This is a genomic window from Armatimonadota bacterium (genome assembly GCA_025059775.1).
GTDB lineage: Bacteria > Sysuimicrobiota > Sysuimicrobiia > Sysuimicrobiales > Sysuimicrobiaceae > Sysuimicrobium.
Map to the genome: position 1 here is coordinate 36333 of JANXCW010000001.1, position 18925 is coordinate 55257.

17 protein-coding genes are annotated in these 18925 nt (G+C 67.7%); all 17 read right to left on the reverse strand.

From position 1 onward, the window contains the following. Positions 1-28: 28 nt before the first annotated feature. The 17 genes from N0A24_00175 to N0A24_00255 all read right to left on the reverse strand — a co-directional run bounded on the left by N0A24_00175 (position 29) and on the right by N0A24_00255 (position 18859). Positions 29-730: an SDR family oxidoreductase gene (locus N0A24_00175; GenBank protein ID MCS7171833.1), complete on the reverse strand. Its 702-nt coding sequence runs from the start codon at positions 728-730 to the stop codon at positions 29-31. Positions 731-793: 63 nt separating this feature from the next. After that, complete coding sequence (locus tag N0A24_00180; protein MCS7171834.1) at positions 794-2137, reverse strand: amidohydrolase family protein; 1344 nt, start codon at positions 2135-2137, stop codon at positions 794-796. A 108-nt stretch (positions 2138-2245) separates the two neighbouring features. Continuing rightward, positions 2246-2980, reverse strand: coding sequence for a FadR family transcriptional regulator (locus N0A24_00185; GenBank protein MCS7171835.1), 735 nt, complete (start codon positions 2978-2980; stop codon positions 2246-2248). A gap of 2 nt (positions 2981-2982) precedes the next feature. Further along, the gene (locus tag N0A24_00190; GenBank protein MCS7171836.1) at positions 2983-4878 is read right to left on the reverse strand and encodes a TRAP transporter permease; all 1896 of its coding nucleotides are present in this window, start codon (positions 4876-4878) and stop codon (positions 2983-2985) included. 13 nt (positions 4879-4891) lie between these two features. Continuing rightward, entirely contained in the window at positions 4892-5854 is a 963-nt protein-coding gene (locus N0A24_00195; protein MCS7171837.1) for a TAXI family TRAP transporter solute-binding subunit, read from the reverse strand. A gap of 313 nt (positions 5855-6167) precedes the next feature. Beyond that, entirely contained in the window at positions 6168-7226 is a 1059-nt protein-coding gene (locus N0A24_00200; GenBank protein ID MCS7171838.1) for an alcohol dehydrogenase catalytic domain-containing protein, read from the reverse strand. Then, positions 7226-8242, reverse strand: coding sequence for a branched-chain amino acid ABC transporter permease (locus tag N0A24_00205; GenBank protein MCS7171839.1), 1017 nt, complete (start codon positions 8240-8242; stop codon positions 7226-7228). The genes N0A24_00200 and N0A24_00205 overlap by 1 nt, the downstream gene beginning before the upstream one ends. A 4-nt stretch (positions 8243-8246) precedes the next feature. Then, complete coding sequence (locus tag N0A24_00210) at positions 8247-9122, reverse strand: branched-chain amino acid ABC transporter permease (protein ID MCS7171840.1); 876 nt, start codon at positions 9120-9122, stop codon at positions 8247-8249. Between the two features lie 2 nt (positions 9123-9124). Beyond that, on the reverse strand, positions 9125-9823 hold the full coding sequence (locus tag N0A24_00215; protein MCS7171841.1) for an ABC transporter ATP-binding protein: 699 nt from the start codon (positions 9821-9823) through the stop codon (positions 9125-9127). 7 nt (positions 9824-9830) lie between these two features. Beyond that, positions 9831-10568, reverse strand: a complete 738-nt coding sequence (locus N0A24_00220; protein ID MCS7171842.1) for an ABC transporter ATP-binding protein — start codon at positions 10566-10568, stop codon at positions 9831-9833. Next, complete coding sequence (locus N0A24_00225; protein MCS7171843.1) at positions 10565-11803, reverse strand: amino acid ABC transporter substrate-binding protein; 1239 nt, start codon at positions 11801-11803, stop codon at positions 10565-10567. Before N0A24_00225 ends, N0A24_00220 begins: the two co-directional genes overlap by 4 nt. An 87-nt stretch (positions 11804-11890) precedes the next feature. Next, complete coding sequence (locus N0A24_00230; GenBank protein MCS7171844.1) at positions 11891-12481, reverse strand: nucleotidyltransferase family protein; 591 nt, start codon at positions 12479-12481, stop codon at positions 11891-11893. Then, positions 12478-13596, reverse strand: coding sequence for an XdhC family protein (locus tag N0A24_00235; protein ID MCS7171845.1), 1119 nt, complete (start codon positions 13594-13596; stop codon positions 12478-12480). The genes N0A24_00230 and N0A24_00235 overlap by 4 nt, the downstream gene beginning before the upstream one ends. Positions 13597-13598: 2 nt before the next feature. Further along, entirely contained in the window at positions 13599-14756 is a 1158-nt protein-coding gene (locus N0A24_00240; GenBank protein ID MCS7171846.1) for a VWA domain-containing protein, read from the reverse strand. Continuing rightward, positions 14753-15703, reverse strand: coding sequence for a MoxR family ATPase (locus tag N0A24_00245; protein ID MCS7171847.1), 951 nt, complete (start codon positions 15701-15703; stop codon positions 14753-14755). Before N0A24_00245 ends, N0A24_00240 begins: the two co-directional genes overlap by 4 nt. A gap of 78 nt (positions 15704-15781) precedes the next feature. Next, positions 15782-17866 carry a TRAP transporter fused permease subunit gene (locus N0A24_00250; GenBank protein ID MCS7171848.1) on the reverse strand — a complete coding sequence of 695 codons (2085 nt, stop codon included), beginning with the start codon at positions 17864-17866 and terminating at the stop codon, positions 15782-15784. An 18-nt stretch (positions 17867-17884) separates the two neighbouring features. Continuing rightward, positions 17885-18859 carry a TAXI family TRAP transporter solute-binding subunit gene (locus N0A24_00255; GenBank protein MCS7171849.1) on the reverse strand — a complete coding sequence of 325 codons (975 nt, stop codon included), beginning with the start codon at positions 18857-18859 and terminating at the stop codon, positions 17885-17887. Positions 18860-18925 lie beyond the last annotated feature (66 nt).

Below are 18925 nucleotides of genomic sequence, written 5' to 3' on the forward strand. Positions count from 1 at the left end.
TCTCTCTCCGCGGGCCTCCTCCATCTGGTTACCCGAACACCCAGCCGCCATCCACGTAGAGTTCGACCCCGTTGACCGCGGGGTTCTCCAGGAGGAAGGCCACCGCGTGCACCACATCCGCCATCCGCACGAGCCTTCCGGTAGGCGTCCGGGCCTGCACCCGCTCCAGCATCTCCCTGTTGTTGGCCCAATAGGGGCTGTCGCCCACGATCCCGGGATGGACGGCATTCACCCGGATGGGAGCCAGCTCCACCGCCAGGGTCCGCACCAATCCCGAGACCCCCGCGTTCACGGTGGTGACCGTGGTGGACCCCGGGTAGGGCCGTTCCTTCGCCAGGCCCCCGAAGATGACGATGGCGCTCTCCGGATGCATCCGCGCGTGGAGGGCGTGTACCACCGCGGTGTAGCCCACCAGCTTCAGGGTGACGAGGTTGAGGGCGCTCGGGATGTTGTACTCCCGCACACGGTTCTGGTCCCGGGTGATGGCCGCCAGCACCAATCCGTCCACGGTGCCGATCTCCGCCAGTTTTCCGGAGACCTCCTCCGGGCGGGTCAGGTCACACCCGATGCCCTGGACCGCGGGGCCCACCTGTCGCGCGATCTCCGCGGCCCGGACCGGATCCCGTCCGGAGATTACCACCGGACGCCCTTGGCCCGCATAGTGGCGGGCGATCTCCAGCCCGATGCCGGACGTCCCGCCGATGATCACCACCGCACCGTCCCCTCGCATCCCAGCTCCTCCTTACCCTGGATTGCGGCGCTCCGCGACCTCCTGCGCAGCCCTTCGTCCACCTCAGATCTCGGGCAACCGGAACCCGGACTTGGACACCACGTAGTCCCGGGACTGGTAGGCGAGCTGTCGCACCCGGTTCAGGTCCACCCCCACCAGCTGGCCATGGCGCTTGAGGATCCGGCCCGCCACCATCACCGTATCCACGTTGCTGGTATCCATCCCCCACACCACCGCGCCGATGGGATCGTTGACGGGGAAGATATTGGGGCGATCCGTGCGTAACAGGATGATGTCCGCCTCCTTGCCCGGCGTGAGGGTCCCCACCTTGTGATCCAGGCCGTTGGCGCGGGCGCCCTCGATGGTGGCCCACTCCAGCACGTCCCGGGTCGTCACTAGGGGCGGTGCATCCTCCCGGCCTGCCAGCCGCTGTTCGAACACCAGCATGTGCTGCAGGGAAATTGCACTGCGCATCTGCGTGAACATGTCGTTGGGAACATTGGTCTCCACGTCCACGCTCAGACTGGGGCGCAGGCCTCGGTCCAGGAAGCGCTGGATGGGAGGCATCCCGTGTCCCATCATCATCTCCACGGGGCAGGCCAGGGAGATGGTGGCTCCCGAGTCCACGATCAACTGGATCTCCTCGTCGTTCAAGGTGCAGCAGTGGATAAAGGTGGTATCCGGGCCGTACAGCCCCGTCCGGCCCACCTCCCCTACCTTGCCGTGCCGACCGAAGGTGCCCACGCCCACGTGGGTCGTGATGCGTGCGTCCAGCTCCCGGGCCAACTGCCAGTCCGCCCGGCATCCTTCCAGGGAGTCGAACTCCGGCCCGAAGATCGCCAAGCCGAAGGTCAGGAGCTGGTCCTTCGAGGAGAAGTACTGCTGGGCGGCCCGCCGGATCCAGGCTGGGTGTTCGGGCTTGGGGGGCTCGAACCACGGCCGGCCGTACGCGAACACCGCCCGGATGCCCGCCTCCTGCAGGGCGCGGATGGCCGCATCCGTGTGCTCCGGAGTGGTCTGGATATGGGACCAGTCCAGGACCGTGGTGATGCCCGCGTCAATGCAGCCCAGAGCGCTCACGAGGTTCGCGATGTACACATCCTCGGGCCGGTAGGCGGGCGCCAGCTGGTTGAGCACGAAGGCGAGGTAGCTCCGCTCGCCCTCCAGCGGAACATCCGTCCCGATGTTCCGCAGGATCCCCTCCCAGCAGTGCCGGTGGGTATCGACGAAGCCCGGCATGACGATCATCCCGGATGCATCGAGGATCTCCGCGTCCGCCGCGGTCAGGTTGGGCCCTACTGCGGCGATGCGGGTGTCTTCGATGAGGACGTCCGCCTGCGGGAAGTTGCCGATCTGCCGATCCAGGGTGAGCACGCACCCATTTTTGATCAGTATCCGCTTGGCCATCGCCCCTCCCCCCTTCTGGCATGGCGTTGCGTGTGCTGATGACATAAATACATAGCCCCGGCAATTGGCTGCCGGTCAAGCCCCGATCCCCCGTGGAGGGGATCGGCCTCACCCCTGGATGCCTTCCCCCTCCACCGCATGCTCCCCTCCTCTCAGCACCCGCTGGATGTCCGTATAGACCCGGCCCAGGTGCTCCCGCATCCGCTCCCGGGCCGCCTCCGGGTTCCTCGCCCGGACAGCTGCCAGGATCTCCCCATGTTGGTCGATGGACGCCTCCGGGCTTCCCGGGATGTGGTAGACGGATTGGAGGGCCCGGTGCAGGGGATCCCGGATGGCCCGCATCACGTACACCGCCACCCGATTGCGGGTGGCCTGGGCCACGGTGAGGTGGAAGCGGAGATCCGCCTCAATGTACCGTGCGGGCTCTCCTGCCACCAAGCCCGACCGCATCTGCTCGATGGCCTCCGCCATGATCCGGAGGTGCTCGGAGCTGCGACGCTGGGCGGCGAGGGCGGCGAACTCCGCCTCCAGGATGCGGCGCAGCTCGTACAGCTCCAGCAGGTCGAAGGCCTCCACGGTGAGGAGAAACCGTAGGGAGTCCACCAAAGCGTTCTCGTACTCCGCCACCACGAAGGAGCCCCGCCCCGCGGACCGGATCACCCCCTTGGACTCCAGCAGGCGGAGGGCTTCCCGCACGGAGGAGCGGCCCACCCCGAAATGGCGCATGAGTTCCTGCTCTGTGGGCAGCGCATCCCCTGGCCTGAGCCGGCGGGTTCGGATCTGATGCAGTAGGCGGTCCGCCAGCAGCCGGTAGACCTTGGGGCGCTCCAGGGGCTCGTACACGGTTACCTCATCGCCGCGGCCCGGGCCGGGAGTCCTGCCTGCATCGCCGTCTCCTGGCGCATCCGCCGACGTCGCTGCCACAGGTACACGAGGGCGAAGAGCCCGATTCCCACCAGATCCGTGGCCAGGGTGGGGATGAAGCAAAGCACCGTAGCCGCCGCCAGCACCCCCCACTCCAGCACGGTGGTACGCACTAGGAAATAGCCCGTGCTCATGATGGAGAAGGCCACGGTCCCCACCACGGAGGAAACAGCCGCCCACAGGTTCTCCTGCCAGGTGCCCGTCATGAGGAGGTGGGTGTATGCGAACAGCACGGGCATGACGTAGATCATTTTGGCAAACCGGAAGCTGTTCCAGCCCGTGCGCCATGGATCCGCCTGCGCGATGGCGGCAGCGGTGACCGCACCCAGGGCCACGGGCGGGGTGATGTTGGAATCCAGGCTCAGCCAGAAGATGATCATGTGGGCGGACAAGAGTGGCACACCCAGCTTGACCAGAGCAGGGGCCGCCACCACGGCCAAGACCAGGTAGGCGGCGGTGATGGGCATACCCATCCCCAGCACGAAGCTGGCCGCGGCCACGAGCAGGAGCGCGACCGGCAAGTTGCCGCCGGAGACGTCCAGGACCAGTTGGCTGAAGCGTACCCCAATCCCTGTGAGGGTCACCACCGCCACCACGATCCCGATGGCCCCCGTCGCCGCGGCCACGTAGGTGCTGCTGCGCCCCGCGTCCACCAGGGCTTCCCAGATCTCCCGGGGGCCCATCCGGGTCTCCGGTCGCAGCCAGCTCACCAGCACGGTGCTGGCGATGCTGGCCATCACCGCCATGGGGGCGGAGGTGGTGCGGACCAGCACCGCCACCAGCACCGCCAAGGGCAGCAGGAAGTACCACCCTGCCCGGAGGACGTCCCGCAGCCGAGGGATCTGGTCCGGTGGAAGTCCCTCCAAGCCCAGCTTGCGGGCCTCGCAGTACACCATCACGCCCACGCCCAGGAAGTACAGGAGGCCGGGGAGCGCGGAGAGCGCCGCGATGCGGGCGTAAGGGATCTGGGTGAGCTCCGCCATAATGAAGGCGCCTGCCCCCATCACAGGGGGCAGGATCATCCCCCCCGTGGAGGCCGCTGCCTCCACCGCGGCCGCGATATGCGGGGGAAAGCCACACCGTTTCATGAGGGGGATGGTGAAGGCGCCCGTGGTGGCCGTGTTGGCTACAGGACTCCCGTTGATGGAGCCGAACAGGGCGCTGCTCACCACCGCCACCTGGGCGGGGCCGCCCCGCATGCGGCCCACCAAGGCGAGGGAGAGGTCCATGAAGAACTTCGCCACCCCTGCCCGCAGCAGAAACGCCCCGAAGGCCACAAAGGGCAGGATGTAGCTGGCGAGGATGTCCGGCATGACACCGAACAGCCCCTCTGGGGTGAGGTAGAAGTACTCCACCACCCGGCGGAGGGTGAACCCCCGGTGGCCCACCACGGAGGGCAGGTGGTTCCCCCACAGGGCGTAGGCCACCAGCAACAGAGCCACCACGGTCATGGAAGGTCCCAGGACCCTGCGGGTCACCTCCACGCTCAGGACGAGGGCCAGGATCCCCATGGTCACGTCCAGGGAGGTGAACGCCCCCGCCCGGTAGGCCAAAGCCTCGTACTGTGTGATCCAGTACCCGGCCACCACACAGGAGGCGCCGGCGAGCAGCACATCCGTCCACGAAGGCCTGTCCTGGGGGGAACGCCGGGTGGCACGGTAGAGAAGGAAAGCGGCGGCGAGGCTGTAGAGCACCGCAATGCCGCGGTGGTACTGGAGGCTTGTGACCTCCACCGCCGCGGCCCACAGGTAGAATCCCACGGTGGCCGCGAGGCCCGCCCTCACCAGGCGATCCCACGGGCCCACCAGCTTCCGCATACCCGTTTGCGCATTACCGCGCCCGGATGGCGTCCGGGATCTCCAGCCCCACGGACCGGTAGTAGGCCTCCGCACCGGGGTGCAGGGGGATGCTCACCCCCAGCAGAGCCCGCCGTGTGGTCATGTCCGCGGAAGCACTGTGCACCTGCAGCATGTGGGCGTGCCCCTCACGGCTGTAGGCCGCGGCCACCAGCCGGCGCACGAGGGCTGGGGAGACGTCTCGATGCGCGAACCACAGACCCGGAATGCCGATGGTGCTCACGGAGTCCGTGAGTCCGTGGTAGCCCCGGTTCGGGATCACGTACCGGATGAAGTACGGATACTTCCGGAAGAACTCGGTGCGGGAGAGGGGACCGTACAGATCCAGGAGGTGTACCTCCTTGGCGATGGCGGCCTCGATGGTGGCCCGATCCGGGTAGGGAGCCGTGAAGAAGAACGCGTCCACCCGCCCGTCCCGGAGCGCCGCGGCCGCCGCGGACCCCAGGAGCGGCACCCGCTGGACGCGATCCCATAGGCCCAGCTCCGTGAGGATGCGCTGGGCGTTCGAGAAGGTGCCGGAGCCCGGGGATCCCACCGCCACGCGTTTGCCCACGAGGTCCCCGACGGTTCGGATCCCGCTGTCCTTGTAGGTGACGAAGTGCCCCACACCAATGAAGAGGAGCCCGATGGCCCGGATGTTGCGCTGCGGGTTGCCCTGGAACGCCTCGAGTCCGTAATATCCCTCATGGACGTCGCTCGCGAAGGCCACCGCGAGCTCGGCCTCCTTCCCGTTCACCCGCCGCACGTTCTCCACAGACCCGCCCGTGGCCGCCACGGTTACCTCCACGCCGGGCACGTTCCGCGACAGGAACGTGGCGAGGCCCGTGGCGAACACGTTAAATACCCCCGCGGCCGGCCCCCCCAGGATGGTTAGGCGCTCCACGGGGCCCGCAGAAGCCCCCGCGGCCCCCAGGACCACCAGGAGCACGACCACCATCCCAACCAGCCATCTCCCCTGCACCGCACTCACCCTTTCATTTCAGCAGATCATCAGACAAACCCTACGCCGCCGGGCAACCCTCCTCCTGTCGAACCTGTGTTCGCAATCCTGGATGGGAGCTGGTTTTACGGATCCCAGCACTAGATCCTCTCCGGGGCGACCTCATAGCCGGAGGCCTCCAAGGATCCCACCCCGATCCACCCCCACCCGAGGACCGCTTCCTCTTCGCCCGTGTTGCCGAATCCGTGCCAGACGCCCCTTGATGTAGAACACATCCCCTTCCGCGGCGCCTCCCACGTACCCACTCCCGTCACCCGCTCGGATCCACCACGACCTTCCCTGCCGCCTCCCGATGCACGAGCGCGAGGAGGCCTCTTGGCACGACCTCTCCGAGCGGGATCACGCGATCCACCACGCGATTCGCGAGGTCCGTGGATGCGAGGATCCGGATGGCCTCCGGCAGGTCCTGGTCGCATACATGGGCGACCGCGGTGATCCAGCAGATCTCCTGAAGGACCATCTCCCGGACCGGCACCCGCGGGGAGCGGTGGGGCAATCCTACCTGCAGGATGGTCCCGCCCTGTCGGACAAGCCCTGTAGCTTGCTCCAGGACCTCTTCCGCGCCCGAGCTATCTACCACCACCTCCGCGCCTTCGCCCCGGGTCGCTCTCAGCACGGCCCCACGCACATCGTCTCGTCCCGCCTGCAGCCGGCGTGAAGCCCCCACCCGCTCTGCCAGCTCGAGTCGATGGGGATCCACATCCACCGCCACGATGGCCTCCCCGCCCCATGCCCGGGCAACTCCGACCAGGAGGGACCCGATGCCGCCCGTGCCGATCACCACCAGGGACATCCCGGGAGCCCACCCGCTCCGTCGCAGGGCGTGCACCGCCACCGCGGTGGGCTGGGCGATGGCGGCTGCCTCGTCCGAGCACGTCTCGGGGACCTCCACGCAGGTTCGGGCGGGGACACATACGAACTCCGCGAGCCCGCCATGGGCGTGCAGCCCCAAGGTGTAGTACCGCGCGCACAGGTTCGTCCGGCCGGCCCGGCACCACGGACAGGCGCCGCACCACACTCCGGCGCCGCACACGACCCGTTGGCCCTCCCGAAAACCCACCTCCGGCCCACAGGCCACCACCTCACCCACGAATTCGTGTCCCAGGATCGTGGGACCACGATGCCCGGTGACGGGATGCGGGTCGTGCAGGGGGATCATGAGCGGGCCGTGCAGATACTCCGAGACATCCGTCCCGCAAAGGGAAGCCCGCCGGACCCGAAGGAGTACCTCCTGGGGTCCGGGTTCCCGGGGCTCCGGGACCGAAGCAACCCGCACGTCCTGGTTCCCGTAGTACACCGCTGCCCGCATCACACCCCCAACCGGCGCCCGCGGAAGGGGCGCACCAGTCCCATCAGGCCCTGGGGGGCGTACAGGGCGATGAGGACCAAGGCCGCACCGAAGACCGCCCGGTTGAACTCCGCGGGGATGCGCGCCCCGAACAGACCCAGATGCACCACGCCCACCCGCAGCAGCTCCGCCACCAGCATGACCAGGGGGACACCCAACAGGGGACCCTGCCAGGTCCCCGCACCCCCCACCATGGCCATGAGGACCACGTCCACGGAGATGTCCAGGCTGAACACCCCCGTGGGCTCGATGTACCCGATCCGCTGGGTGTACAGACCTCCGGCCACGCCTGCCCAGAACGCTCCCAGCAGCAGGGCAGCCACCTTCACCCACGTGGTCCGCACGCCGAGAACGCCCGCCGCCACCTCGTCCTCCCGCACGGCCACCAGGGCGGCCCCGAAGCGGGAGGACTGAATCCGTGCCGCGATTCCCGTGACCAGCAGGGCAAGCCCCAGGTACGTGAAGTAAAAGAACTGCTCCACCACCCGCCGGTCCCAGGGCAGGGGAGACACGTAGATTCCCATGGCGCCCCGGGTCCAGGGAACGTTGTACGCAAGCACCTGGGCGAGGAATCCCAGGATCATGGTGAGGACAGCGAAGTACGGCCCTCGCACCCGCAGGCTTGGCACGCCCACGGCCGCAGCCCAGAGCACCGCCATCAGTCCTCCCAGGGGGAACGTGAGGAGAGGAGACCAGCCCCACCTGTAGGCCAGGATCCCCGTGGTGTAGGCCCCGACTCCGAAGAACACGGCCATGGCGAGGTTCAGGTAGCCGGCATAGCCTCCCAGAAAATTCCATGCCTGGGTGAGGAGCAGGAACAGGAAGACGTTGGTTAGGGTACTCAGGAGTCCCAGGCCCTCCCACCACGCTCCGATCCCCACCACGATCCCCAGGAGCGCAGCCGCACCTAGGGCGTGCCGGCGGCCCAGCCGGGTGGGTCCGGACGTCCAGGTCTCCGGCCAAACGGAGGATCGCATGGCGTTAGAGAACCCGCTCCTGCACGGTCTGCAGGCCGCGGCCGCGGAGGATCAAGGTGATGGCCAGAAACGCGTACACCACCGCGTACACGTACTGGAAGGGCAGGAGGATTCCACTGAGTGCTTCGAGTTCGCCGACCAGCAGTCCCGCCAGCAGCGCGCTCCGGATTCCCCCCAGGCCCCCCACCACCACCACGAGGAAGGCCCATGCCAGCCACCGGAGGTGCTCCTGCGGCGCGAACGGGAACATCATGGCCACGGCCACCCCTCCCATGGCGGCCGTGGCCACACCGGCCCCCACCACCAACATAGAGATCCTCGCCACATCCACCCCGAGCACCGCGGCCGCATCCGGATTCTGCCCGACCGCGCGCACCACCTTCCCCAGCAGGGTGCGGCGCAGCACAGCATCCAGGACCAGGATCATGGCCAGAGCAAGGCCCGCGGCCAGCAGGCGCCCCAGGGAGACCCGGATCCCGCCCACGGTCAGCACCACCTGGCCCGTCTGCCACGGCAGGACCCGGGTGTCCGTGGTCCACACCAAGATGGCCCCGTTCTCCAGCACCAGCATGAGACCGAACAGCACGAGGAGCCCCATGGCCTCCAGGGCGGAGGCGGTGCGCCGGAGCAGCAACCGGTCTATCGCCATCCCGACTCCGAAGAACACGGGCGCCACGGCCAGCACCGAGAGCAGCGGTGGCGCGCCCAACCGCCACAGCATCTCCAGCGCGAAGAAGGACCCCAGCATGACGAACGCGCTGTGGGCCACGTTCACGATCCCCAGCACGCCCAGGGTCAGGCTAAGCCCCACGGAGACCAGGGCGTACACCAAACCCAAAAGCACGCCGTTGATCATGGCTTCGACCAGCAAAGGCGCCATCCTCACACCCGCAGCCAGTCCCGGACCACCGCGTGCATCCGCTGCTGGAACTCGTCCCGAGTTCCCTCCAGCTGGTTGCGGCCGAACGCCAGGGCGTACACGTAGTCCGCGAGGGAGACCGCGGCCCGGACGTTCTGATCCACCAGCAGCACCGTGCGTCCCTCCCGGTGCAGCCGGGCCACTTCCTCATAGACCTCCTGGGCGGCCACGGGGGCCAGGCCCGCGGTGGGTTCGTCCAGCAGGATCACCCAGGGATCCGTGACCATCATCCGGGCGATCTCCACCATGCGCTGCTGCCCCCCGCTGAGAACTCCGGCCGGTCGATCCCGCCAGGCCTTGAGGCCCGGATACCGTTCGTAGATCCGGTCCAGGGCGGAGCGTCGTGCGGCCCGCGGCAGGGCCCAAGCCCCCACCTCCAGGTTCTCCTGCACCGTGAGGCCGGGAAACACGCTCCGACCCTGGGGGAGATACCCCATGCCGAGATCCACCCGCCGGTGTGCGGGCAGCTGGCTGACATCCTCCCCGTCCACCCACACGGTACCCCGCCGGGGCCGGAGAAGGCCGTATACCACCCGCAGCACCGTGGACTTCCCGGAGCCGTTGGGGCCGAGAACCGCCGTGAGCTGGCCGGGTCGCGCGATGAGACTCACTCCCTGAAGCACGGTCTGTTCCGGATAGTACCCGGCTTCCACGTGAACCACGCGGACCTCACGAGACCGCGGATGCACGGCCGCCTCCCAGGTACGCTTCGACCACCGCGTCGTTCCGCGCCACCTCCTCCGGAGGCCCGTCCGCGATCACCCGGCCCTGGTTGAGGCACAGCACACGCTGGCTGATGGACATCAACACGGGGATCTCGTGACTGACCACCACGAAGGACACGCCCTCCTGCTGCAGCGTCTTCAGGCGCTCCGTCATGACCTCGATGGCATCCGGATGTACTCCTGCAAAGGGCTCGTCCATGAGAACCACCCGAGGCCGGGGCATCAGGGCCCGCACGAACTCCAGCAGCCGCTGCTGCCCTCCCGAAAGCTGGCTCGCCGGAACCTGTGCGTATCCCTCCAGGCCCACGGAGGCGAGGAGTTCCATGGCCCGGTGCTGGGCGTCCGAATCCGGGATGGCGCGGTGCAGCACGGGGACGAGCATGTTCTGCATGGCGGTGAGGCTCCGGAATACCCGGGTGTTCTGAAAGGTCCGCATGACTCCGAGATCGGCGAGGCGTTGCGGGGGGCCTCCCTCCACCCGATGTCCGGCGACCCACACTTCTCCGGCATCCGGCCCGTACACACCGTTCAGCAGGTTCAACAGGGTCGTCTTCCCGGAACCGTTCGGCCCGATGATCCCCAGCACGACCCCATCCTCCAGGTCGAAGGACACCCCGTCCACCGCGAGGATTCCACCGAAACGCTTCACCAAGTTCCGAACCGTCAGGACGGGGCGGCTCACGGCATCGGAATAACGGGCCTCGCGGTGGCCCGGTTCGGAGGCCACACCACTTCGTTCCGCCCCCGGAGGAACTGCAGGACGACTGGGTTATAGCTGGGGATCCCGTCCTTGTCGTACTGGAGGATGCCGTTGGCGGTGGCGAACTTCCGCCCCACCACGTACGCCCGCAGCTTGGCCTGGTCGAGGCTCCCGGTGGCCTTCACCGCCTGCTCCATGACCTGGAGGATGGTGAGGGCGACGGTCGCAAAGGAGGGGAGCTCCCGATACCCCATTCGCTGGAGCAACGCGTGGAGGACATTGACTTCCTTGTAGCGGTCCGTATGCCAAGCCATGGCAGTTCCCATGATTCCTTCTGCCGCAGGTCCGAGGTCCCGCCAGTACGGGAGCATTGTTACCGGAGAACCGCACTGGCAGTAGAGGGCGGGCTTGAACCCGAGTTCGTGCGCGGTGCGGGCCAGCAGGGCCGCGGGGTTGGGCAGGGCTAGGGCGAAGAAGAGGTCCACATTCGCCGCCTTGGCCCGCTGGATGAGCCCGCTTACGTCCGTCACGGTAGGAGCGAATTCCTCGTTCAACACCACGGGGATGTCGCGCTGCCGGGCAAATCCGAGCACGCCGCCATATCCCTGGTACCCGTTCTTCACCACGAGGGTAAAGGGATTCTGCTCCGTGACCACTCCGATGCGTCGAGGCCGCTGCGACGGCGGAAGGCTATCGATCAGTTCGAAGATCCCACGCGGGTAGTCGGGCTCCTGGTATGAGTAAGCCCCTACCATCCACCGGGATTTTTTGAACAGCTCAATCCCCACGAACCCCCCGTTCCACAGCACCTTGCCTGCGGACTCCACGATGGGGATGATCGCGCCCCCCACGAGGGTGGTGTACGGTGCCAGGACCAGGTCCACATTGTCCTCCTTCAGCAGCCGCTGGTAGAGGGCCTGGGCCACCGCGGGCTTACCTTCATCATCGTAGAGGATGAGCCGCACCGGCCTTCCCAGCAGCCCTCCCTCCCGGTTCACCCGGTTGACCCAGTACTCGTAGACCGCCTTGTACACGGCGGAGGGGCCGGAGAAAGGCCCCGTGAGACCGAGCGAACCGCCTACCAGAATGGGACGGGCTACCGGAGCGCCCGAACCGACCTGAGAGAGGCCCACGAGCAGAAGACCCACGAGCAGCCCCACCACCCAGGTCCGGGAGCTGTGGACACCGGGCCTGCGGCATACCTGCGTAAGCCGCACCACACTCACCCCCTTGAATCAGATTGTCAGACGAGCTCTTCTGTGTTTGATAAAAGTCTCCTGCCGAACGTATGTGTGCTCTTGGGTCTACTGGAGCGGTTCCAGGGCTTCCCGCACCCTGGCCCAGTCCTCCGGGGTGTCCACGTCCAGGGCCGCCTCCTCCAGGGGGACGAAGACCGCTTCGCTTCCGTGGGCTTCCAGCACCGGCTTGGCACCCACATCGCCCTGAAGGGCTTTCAACTCCGAGAACAGGGCCCGGTGGAAGAGGGCCGGGGGACCGACCGTCCCCCGATACGCGCAGGCCACAATCCGGACTCCCTCCCTCCGCCAGATCTCCACGAGCCGCTGCAGGTGTTGTGGGGTCAGAGCAGGCTGGTCTCCAAGCAGCAGAAGTACTGCCTCCGCGTCCTCCACAGCCTCAATCCCCCTGCGCAGGGAGGTGCTGAGGCCCTGGGCGTGTTCCGGGTTCTCCACCACCCGCACAGGGAGACCGGAAAGTTCTGCCTGCATGCGGTCCGCCTCCGGCCCCACCACCACCACCACCTCATCGCAGATCCCAAGGGCCGTCTCCACCACCCGGCGCAAGAGGCTTTTTCCTCCTAAGTGCAGCAGGAGCTTCGGCTGCCCCATGCGGCGGCTACTGCCCGCCGCCAGCACGACGCAGGCAACCTTGCTCACACGGGGAGTGGCTCGTGGATGGGGGCGGGTCGGTCCCGCAGGAACCCCGCCTTCCGACCGTTCAGGGCCGCGAGGATCTCCGCGAGGATGGCCAGGGCGATCTGCTCCGGCCCTTCTGCTCCGATGTCCAGGCCTACCGGTGCGTAGATCCGCCCCTCCAGTTCCGGACTTGGCCGTACGCCCTCCGCCTCCAGCTCCCGCAGGATCTTCTGGGTGCGCTGCCGGGGGCCCAAAAGTCCCAGGTAGGCGGGCGTGGTAGGGTAGGTGAGCAGGGAGCGGATGAGGTTCTTGTCGTGCAGGTAGTTGTGGGTCATCACCACCACGCAGGTTCGGGCATCGGGCCGGATCGCCTGCGCGGCTTCTGAAAACTCCGTGTGGAGGAATCCGTATGCCTCCGGGAACCGCTCCCGGGAGAGGAACTTCTCCCGCCGATCCACCACCACGGGCCGGAAGCCCAGCTCGTGTGCCAGGCGCACCAGCGGAATGGCGTCGTGTCCGGCTCCGCACACCACCAACCGCAGGGGGGGCTGGAGGGGCTCAAAGAAGAGCACAAACTCCTCCATGGCCTCGCGGGCCGGCTTTCCGTGGCACAGCACCTCCTGCGCCCGCGAGGCCGCCTGCGCGTCGAGTTCTGCCCGTCCGAGACTTCCCTCCCAGGTACCGTCCGGGTAGACCACCAGGCGCCGCCCGAGTTGAGGGGATCCCTCCGGTCCGATGACGGTCACCACCGCGAGCGGCCGTTCCCGCTCCACCGCCTCCTCCAGGAACCGCTCCGGCGGGGGTTCCGTAATACCCACCTTCTCCACCAGGACGTCGATCACCCCGTTACAGCCAAGTCCCAGCCCCCACACCGCCTCGTCGTCCGCGGTGAGGTCGTAGTGCAGCAGGCGCGGCCGCCCGTCCTGTAGAACTTCCTCCGCCACGATCTGCACGTCCCCCTCCAGGCACCCCCCTGAGATGGAGCCCACGAGGTCCCCGGTGGATCGGATCAGCAGCCGGGCTCCCTCCCGCCGGTAGGTGCTTCCCCGCACCCCGACCACGGTGGCCAGGGCAGCTTCCTCCCCGCGGTCGCGTACCTCCCGCAGGGCCTGGAGGATGTCCAGCAGTTCCCGCATTCCTACTCCCTCCTTGCGATGCGGCGCCTCCGCGCCACCAGGGTGCGCTCCAGGGCGCGGAGGCTATCGAGGTTGTGGGCGGCGGCGAACACGTCCACGAAGGGTAGGGCCGTCTGCATGCCCCGGGTGAGGGGCTGGTAACCGGGGCTGCCGAGGAGGGGATTCAGCCAGATCACCCGGCCTGAGCGGGCCCGGATCTCCCGCATGGCCCGGTGCAGGACCTCCACGTCTCCGGTGTCCCAGCCGTCGCTGAGGATCACCACCACCGTATGCGGATCCAGCAGGTGCCGCCACCCCTCCAGGAACTGCATGAGGCTCGCGCCGATCCGGGTACCCCCGGACCAGTTGGGCACCGTACGGCTCAGCCGGTCCAGCGCCTCCCGTAGGGTCCGAGACCGGAGGGCGGGGGTAACCCGGGTGAGGGAGGTGCTGAACACGAAGCTTTCCACGTTGCCCACGGCCTCCTGGAGCGCGTACACGAACTGGATCAGGAGCCGGCTGTAGATGTCCATGGAGCCGGAGACGTCGCACAGGAGCACGAGCCGTGTTTTGCGGATCCGCGGACGCTTAAAGGCCAGCTCCGGCAATTCCCCGCCCCACCGCAGGTGGAGCCGCATGGTGCGCCGCAGGTCGAGCCGGTGGCTGTGCCGAGCCCGCTGCATCCGGCGGCTCATGCGGGTGGCGATGCGGCGGGCGATGGCCACCACCAGCTTCCCGATCTCCTCGAGCTCGCGATCCGTGAAGTTGGAGAAGTCCTTCCGGCTCAAGACCTCCAGAGCGCTGTAGCCAGGGACCTCCTGCTCTCCTTCCGTCTCCTCCCCGGCCTCCGCCCACCGTTCCATGGAGAGCTGCCCCTGCTCCCGCCCGGGCTCCTCCAGCGCCCCTCGTTCCTCCCCGTTCTCCGGTAGGGATTCCACGGGCGGGGAGGGGGACCAGTAGAGGGGGTAGAGGGCGTCGAAGATGCGCAGGTCGTGGTGGCTGTGGACCAGGGTGGTCCGGAGGGCGAGCCGGAACTGTTCCGGGTCCAGGACGTCCACCCGCTCCAGAGCCCGGAGGGCGTCCGCCACCTCCCCAGGCCCGCACAGAACCCCCTGAGCGCGCAGGGCCCGACCGAAGGCCACCACGTGGGCGGTGAGGTCTCCCAGCTCCGCTCTCCTCACGCCTTCAACGTTCGCTCGATCCGGCTCAGGGCTCGGGCGAGCCCCTCTCCGTCCCGCTGGGCCTCGTGGATGGCCGCGAGGGCCGCGTCCAGCCACGGGCCCCGTACCAGTCGCTGGTCCTCGTGGTGTTTGAACAGGCACCCCATGGTCTCCTCCACGCTCTCCCGATCCAGGTGATCCCGGTGCAGGCGGAGGAGCGCGAGGCTCCAGTCCAGGGTCTCCGCAACCCCCGGGACCTTCTGGAGGTCCAGGCGCCGCACCAGGTGCATGAAGGCTGCGATCTGCTCAGCGAGCCGCTGCGAGATCCCGGGGACCTTGCGGAGCACGATGCGCAGTTCCTTCTCGAAGCTGGGGTAGTCGATCCACAGGTACAGGCACCGCCGCCGCAACGCATCGCTCAGCTCCCGGGTGCGGTTGCTGGTGAGCACCACGTAGGGGATGTGCTTCGCCCGGATGGTCCCGATCTCCGGGATGGTCACCTGCCAGTCGCTCAGCACCTCCAGCAGGAAGCTCTCGAACTCCACGTCTGCCCGATCGATCTCGTCCACCAGGAGCACCGGAGCCCGATGATGGGTGATGGCCTGCAGCAGCGGCCGACGGAGCAGGAAAGCTTCCGAGAAGATGGTCTGCTCCTTCTCCTCCACGGTGCGCTCGCTTCCCTCCTCCAGGCGGATGCGCAGCATCTGCTTGGGGTAGTTCCATTCGTAGAGGGCGGTGCTCACGTCCAGCCCCTCGTAGCACTGCAGCCGGATGAGGTCGGTCCCGAGGGCTTGGCTCATGACCTTCGCGATCTCGGTTTTCCCCACTCCGGCCGCGCCCTCCACCAGAAGGGGCTTGTGGAGCTCGATGGAGAGGTAGATGGCGGTGGCAATTTCCCGATCCGCGATGTACCCCTCTTGCTCCAGGGCCTGGAGAATCTGCTCGATGTTCCCTAGGGTCGGCCGCATGGGCACATCCTCGTGTCCATTATACTGCACCTTCTCGGCTAGCGGCCGCGTGGCCGGACTTGTCCCAGCACCATCCCTTCAGGAGGGCTGCACCACGGGGAGGGCGGGCCGCGACCGCTGCAGCACGAGGGTAGCACCGAGCAGCCCGAATCCCAAGAGGTCGGTTACCAACCCCGGCTTGATGAGCAGCAGGGCCGCGGCCAGCAGCATGGCCCGCTCCAGGAGGTTTGCAGGACGCAGGAGATAGCCGACCACCGCTCCGGCCAAGCACATGGTCCCCACCGATCCGGTACCAAAGGCCCACACCACCTCGTACCAGCGGCCCTGCATCAGCAGTGCGGGCCCGAAGACGAACATGTACGGCACGATGAATCCGGCCAGGGCAAACCGCACGGACTGCCAGCCGGTCTCCCACAGGGGCGCCCGAGCCAGGCTCGCGGCCGCATAGCTCGCCAGGGCCACGGGAGGCGTAAGGGCCGAAAGACACGCAAAGTAAAAGAGGAAAAGGTGGGCCGCGATGGGCGGGACCCCCGCCTGGACCAGGGCCGGGGCGAGAGTACTCGCCATAATAGCGTAGGCGGCGGTGGTGGGAAGCCCCATGCCCAGCAGGAGGGCCACCCCCATGGCCACCCCCAGCAGGGGGATCAAGCTGCCGCCGGAGAGCGCCAGCAGGGCCAAGGAGAGCTTCCCGCCCAGTCCCGTGAGGGAGAGGATCCCCACCACCATTCCCGCGGCCGCGGTGGTGGCTGCGATCTCCACGGACCGCCACGAGCCGTCGTACAGGGCATCCAGCAGCCGCTGGATGCCCTCCCGGCTCTCCTTTCGCACCGCATACACCACCGCCACCCCCCCGCATCCCACCGCCAGGCTCCAGAGCACGCCAAGCCCCAGCCGGCGGGTCAGCAGGTATGCAGCGACGCCCAGTAGGACCCACGGATGGGCCACCCGCTTCTCCCGCCCCGCCCACGAGGCCACCACACTCGCGGCAAGGCCCCACAGGGCTGCCCGGAAGGGGGAGTAATCCAGGGCCATGATGAGCAGGAGGATGAGGCCCAGGGGGGCCAGCAGGTATCCCCGGCGACGCAGCACCGCACCGAGGGGCGGGAGCTGCGATCGGGGCAGCCCACGCAGATGGTTTTTTGCCGCGTAGAAGTCGATGATCCAGTACGCAGCCACGTAGTAGAGCAATGCGGGGATGAGGGCGCTCAGGGCGATACGGGAGTACGGAACCCCGAGAATGTCCGCCATGAGGAAGGCGGCGGCCCCCATCACGGGCGGTACCAGCTGCCCCCCTGTGGAGTTCATGGCCTCGATGGCACCCGCCACACTGGGTTTGAACCCGGTGGACTTCATGAGAGGCACGTTGAGGACGCCGTCCACCATCACGTTGGCCGCGGAGGAACCGGAGGCGGTGCCGAAGAGGGCGCTGGTGAGGATGGAGACCTTTGCAGGACCGCCGCGGCGGTGGCCCGCCAGTCCCAGCCCCATCTCCACGATGAACTTCCCGATTCCGCTGGCCTCCAGCACCGCGCCGAACAGGATAAACAGGTACACGTACCGGGCCGAGGCCGCGATGGGGGCACTGTAGATCCCGTTGTCGCTGAACAGGAAGGAGACCACGGTGGCAAAGGGGAAGCCGCCGTGCCGGAACATCCCCGGAAGATACGGTCCCGCGAAGGCGTAGAGCACGAAGACCAGCCCCAGCACCGGAACCGCCCATCCGGAGGTACGACGGCTCATTTCGATCACCACCACCAGCAGCACCACTCCCACGGCCACGTCCGCAGGAACGGGCACCACGCCCGCGCGGGCGGTGAGCTCGGAGAAGTACAGCAGCTGGTAGGCCACCACGGCCACGCTCCCCAGACACAGGAGCAGGTCCCACGGGGTGGGCGTCGGGGAGCCGTTGCGGCGGGCGGGCAGGAGCAGGAACACCAGCAGGGAGGCGAACAGGAGGTGGAACGCATACATCTTCTGGGGGTCCGTGGAGTAGAAGCCCAGCACCACCATGTGGTATGCGGCCATGGCGATTCCCACGGCGCGCACCACCAGACGCCACCCTCCCCGGAGGTCCCGGCCCCGGAGTTCCTCCGCGGAACCGACCTCCGACACGAGGCCGGGGACCTTCCATTCCTTTCCGGCTGCGGCCTCTCCCCGCCTCACGCCGGGCTTCCCCGAAGATCAGTGCGGGGGCTGGTGCTCGGGCCGCAGGCGCACGCCCCGCTCTCGGTAGTACCGCAGGGCACCGGGATGGAGCGGACCCGCGATATAGTAGATGTTCACGGGGCGGGTCTCCGCGCCCGTGGGGTGCACCTGCTCCAGCAGCTCCTGGTTGTCGAAGATGGTCTTGGTGAGCTCGTAGACGAAGTCCTCCGGCATATCCTTGTGCACGAAGGCCGCGTTCCACATCTGGACCGTGCGAATCACGTAGTCCTGTCCCCGGTACACATGGGCCCGAATGGCCGCGGAGGCGAGATACGGGTAGGTGGCGGTGAGCCGCTGGATCTGCTCCGGGGTAAACCCGAAGAACCGCACGGGCCGTGTGATGGACAGCTCCAGCCACGCGGGTACCGGGACCCCGATCACGCCGAAGTTGGCGTCCACCAACCCGTCCCGAAGGGCGTTGGCGCCCTCCGCGAAGGACAGGTTCACGACGCGGGCCGGCCGGATCCCGAAGAGGGAGAAAACCTTGTGCCCCACGAACTCCGCGGACCCGCCCCGGGGACCCAGGTCCACCACCTTCCCGTTGAGGTCTGCAACAGACCGGATGGGGCTATCGGCCCGGGTGATCCAGTGGGCGAAGGAGGTGTACATGGGCCAGGTGAACCGGATGCTGTCATAGCGCGTTCCCTGGGCCCACCCGATGCCCCGCAGGGCCTCATACGCGGGCCCCATGGTGGTGAGGCCCAGCTCGATCTGCTTGGCGTGAACCAGCTGGATGTTCTGGATGGGTCCACCGGTCACGCGGTTGCTGGCGGAGATCCCCATCTTTTCCTGGATCACCTTGGCGTACCCACCGGCCACCACGTAGTACACCCCACCGATGGAGGCGCTCCCGATGGTGACGCTCCGGGGCCAGTTCGGCCGCGGCTGTCCGTACACCGGAAGGGCGAGGAGGATGCCCACCAGGAAGATCCAGCCTCCCCTCCGTCTCATGCTCCATCCCCCCTTTGCTCCGGCGTCTTACGCATATAGGGTTCTCTCCCCCTCCGCGGGTCCTCC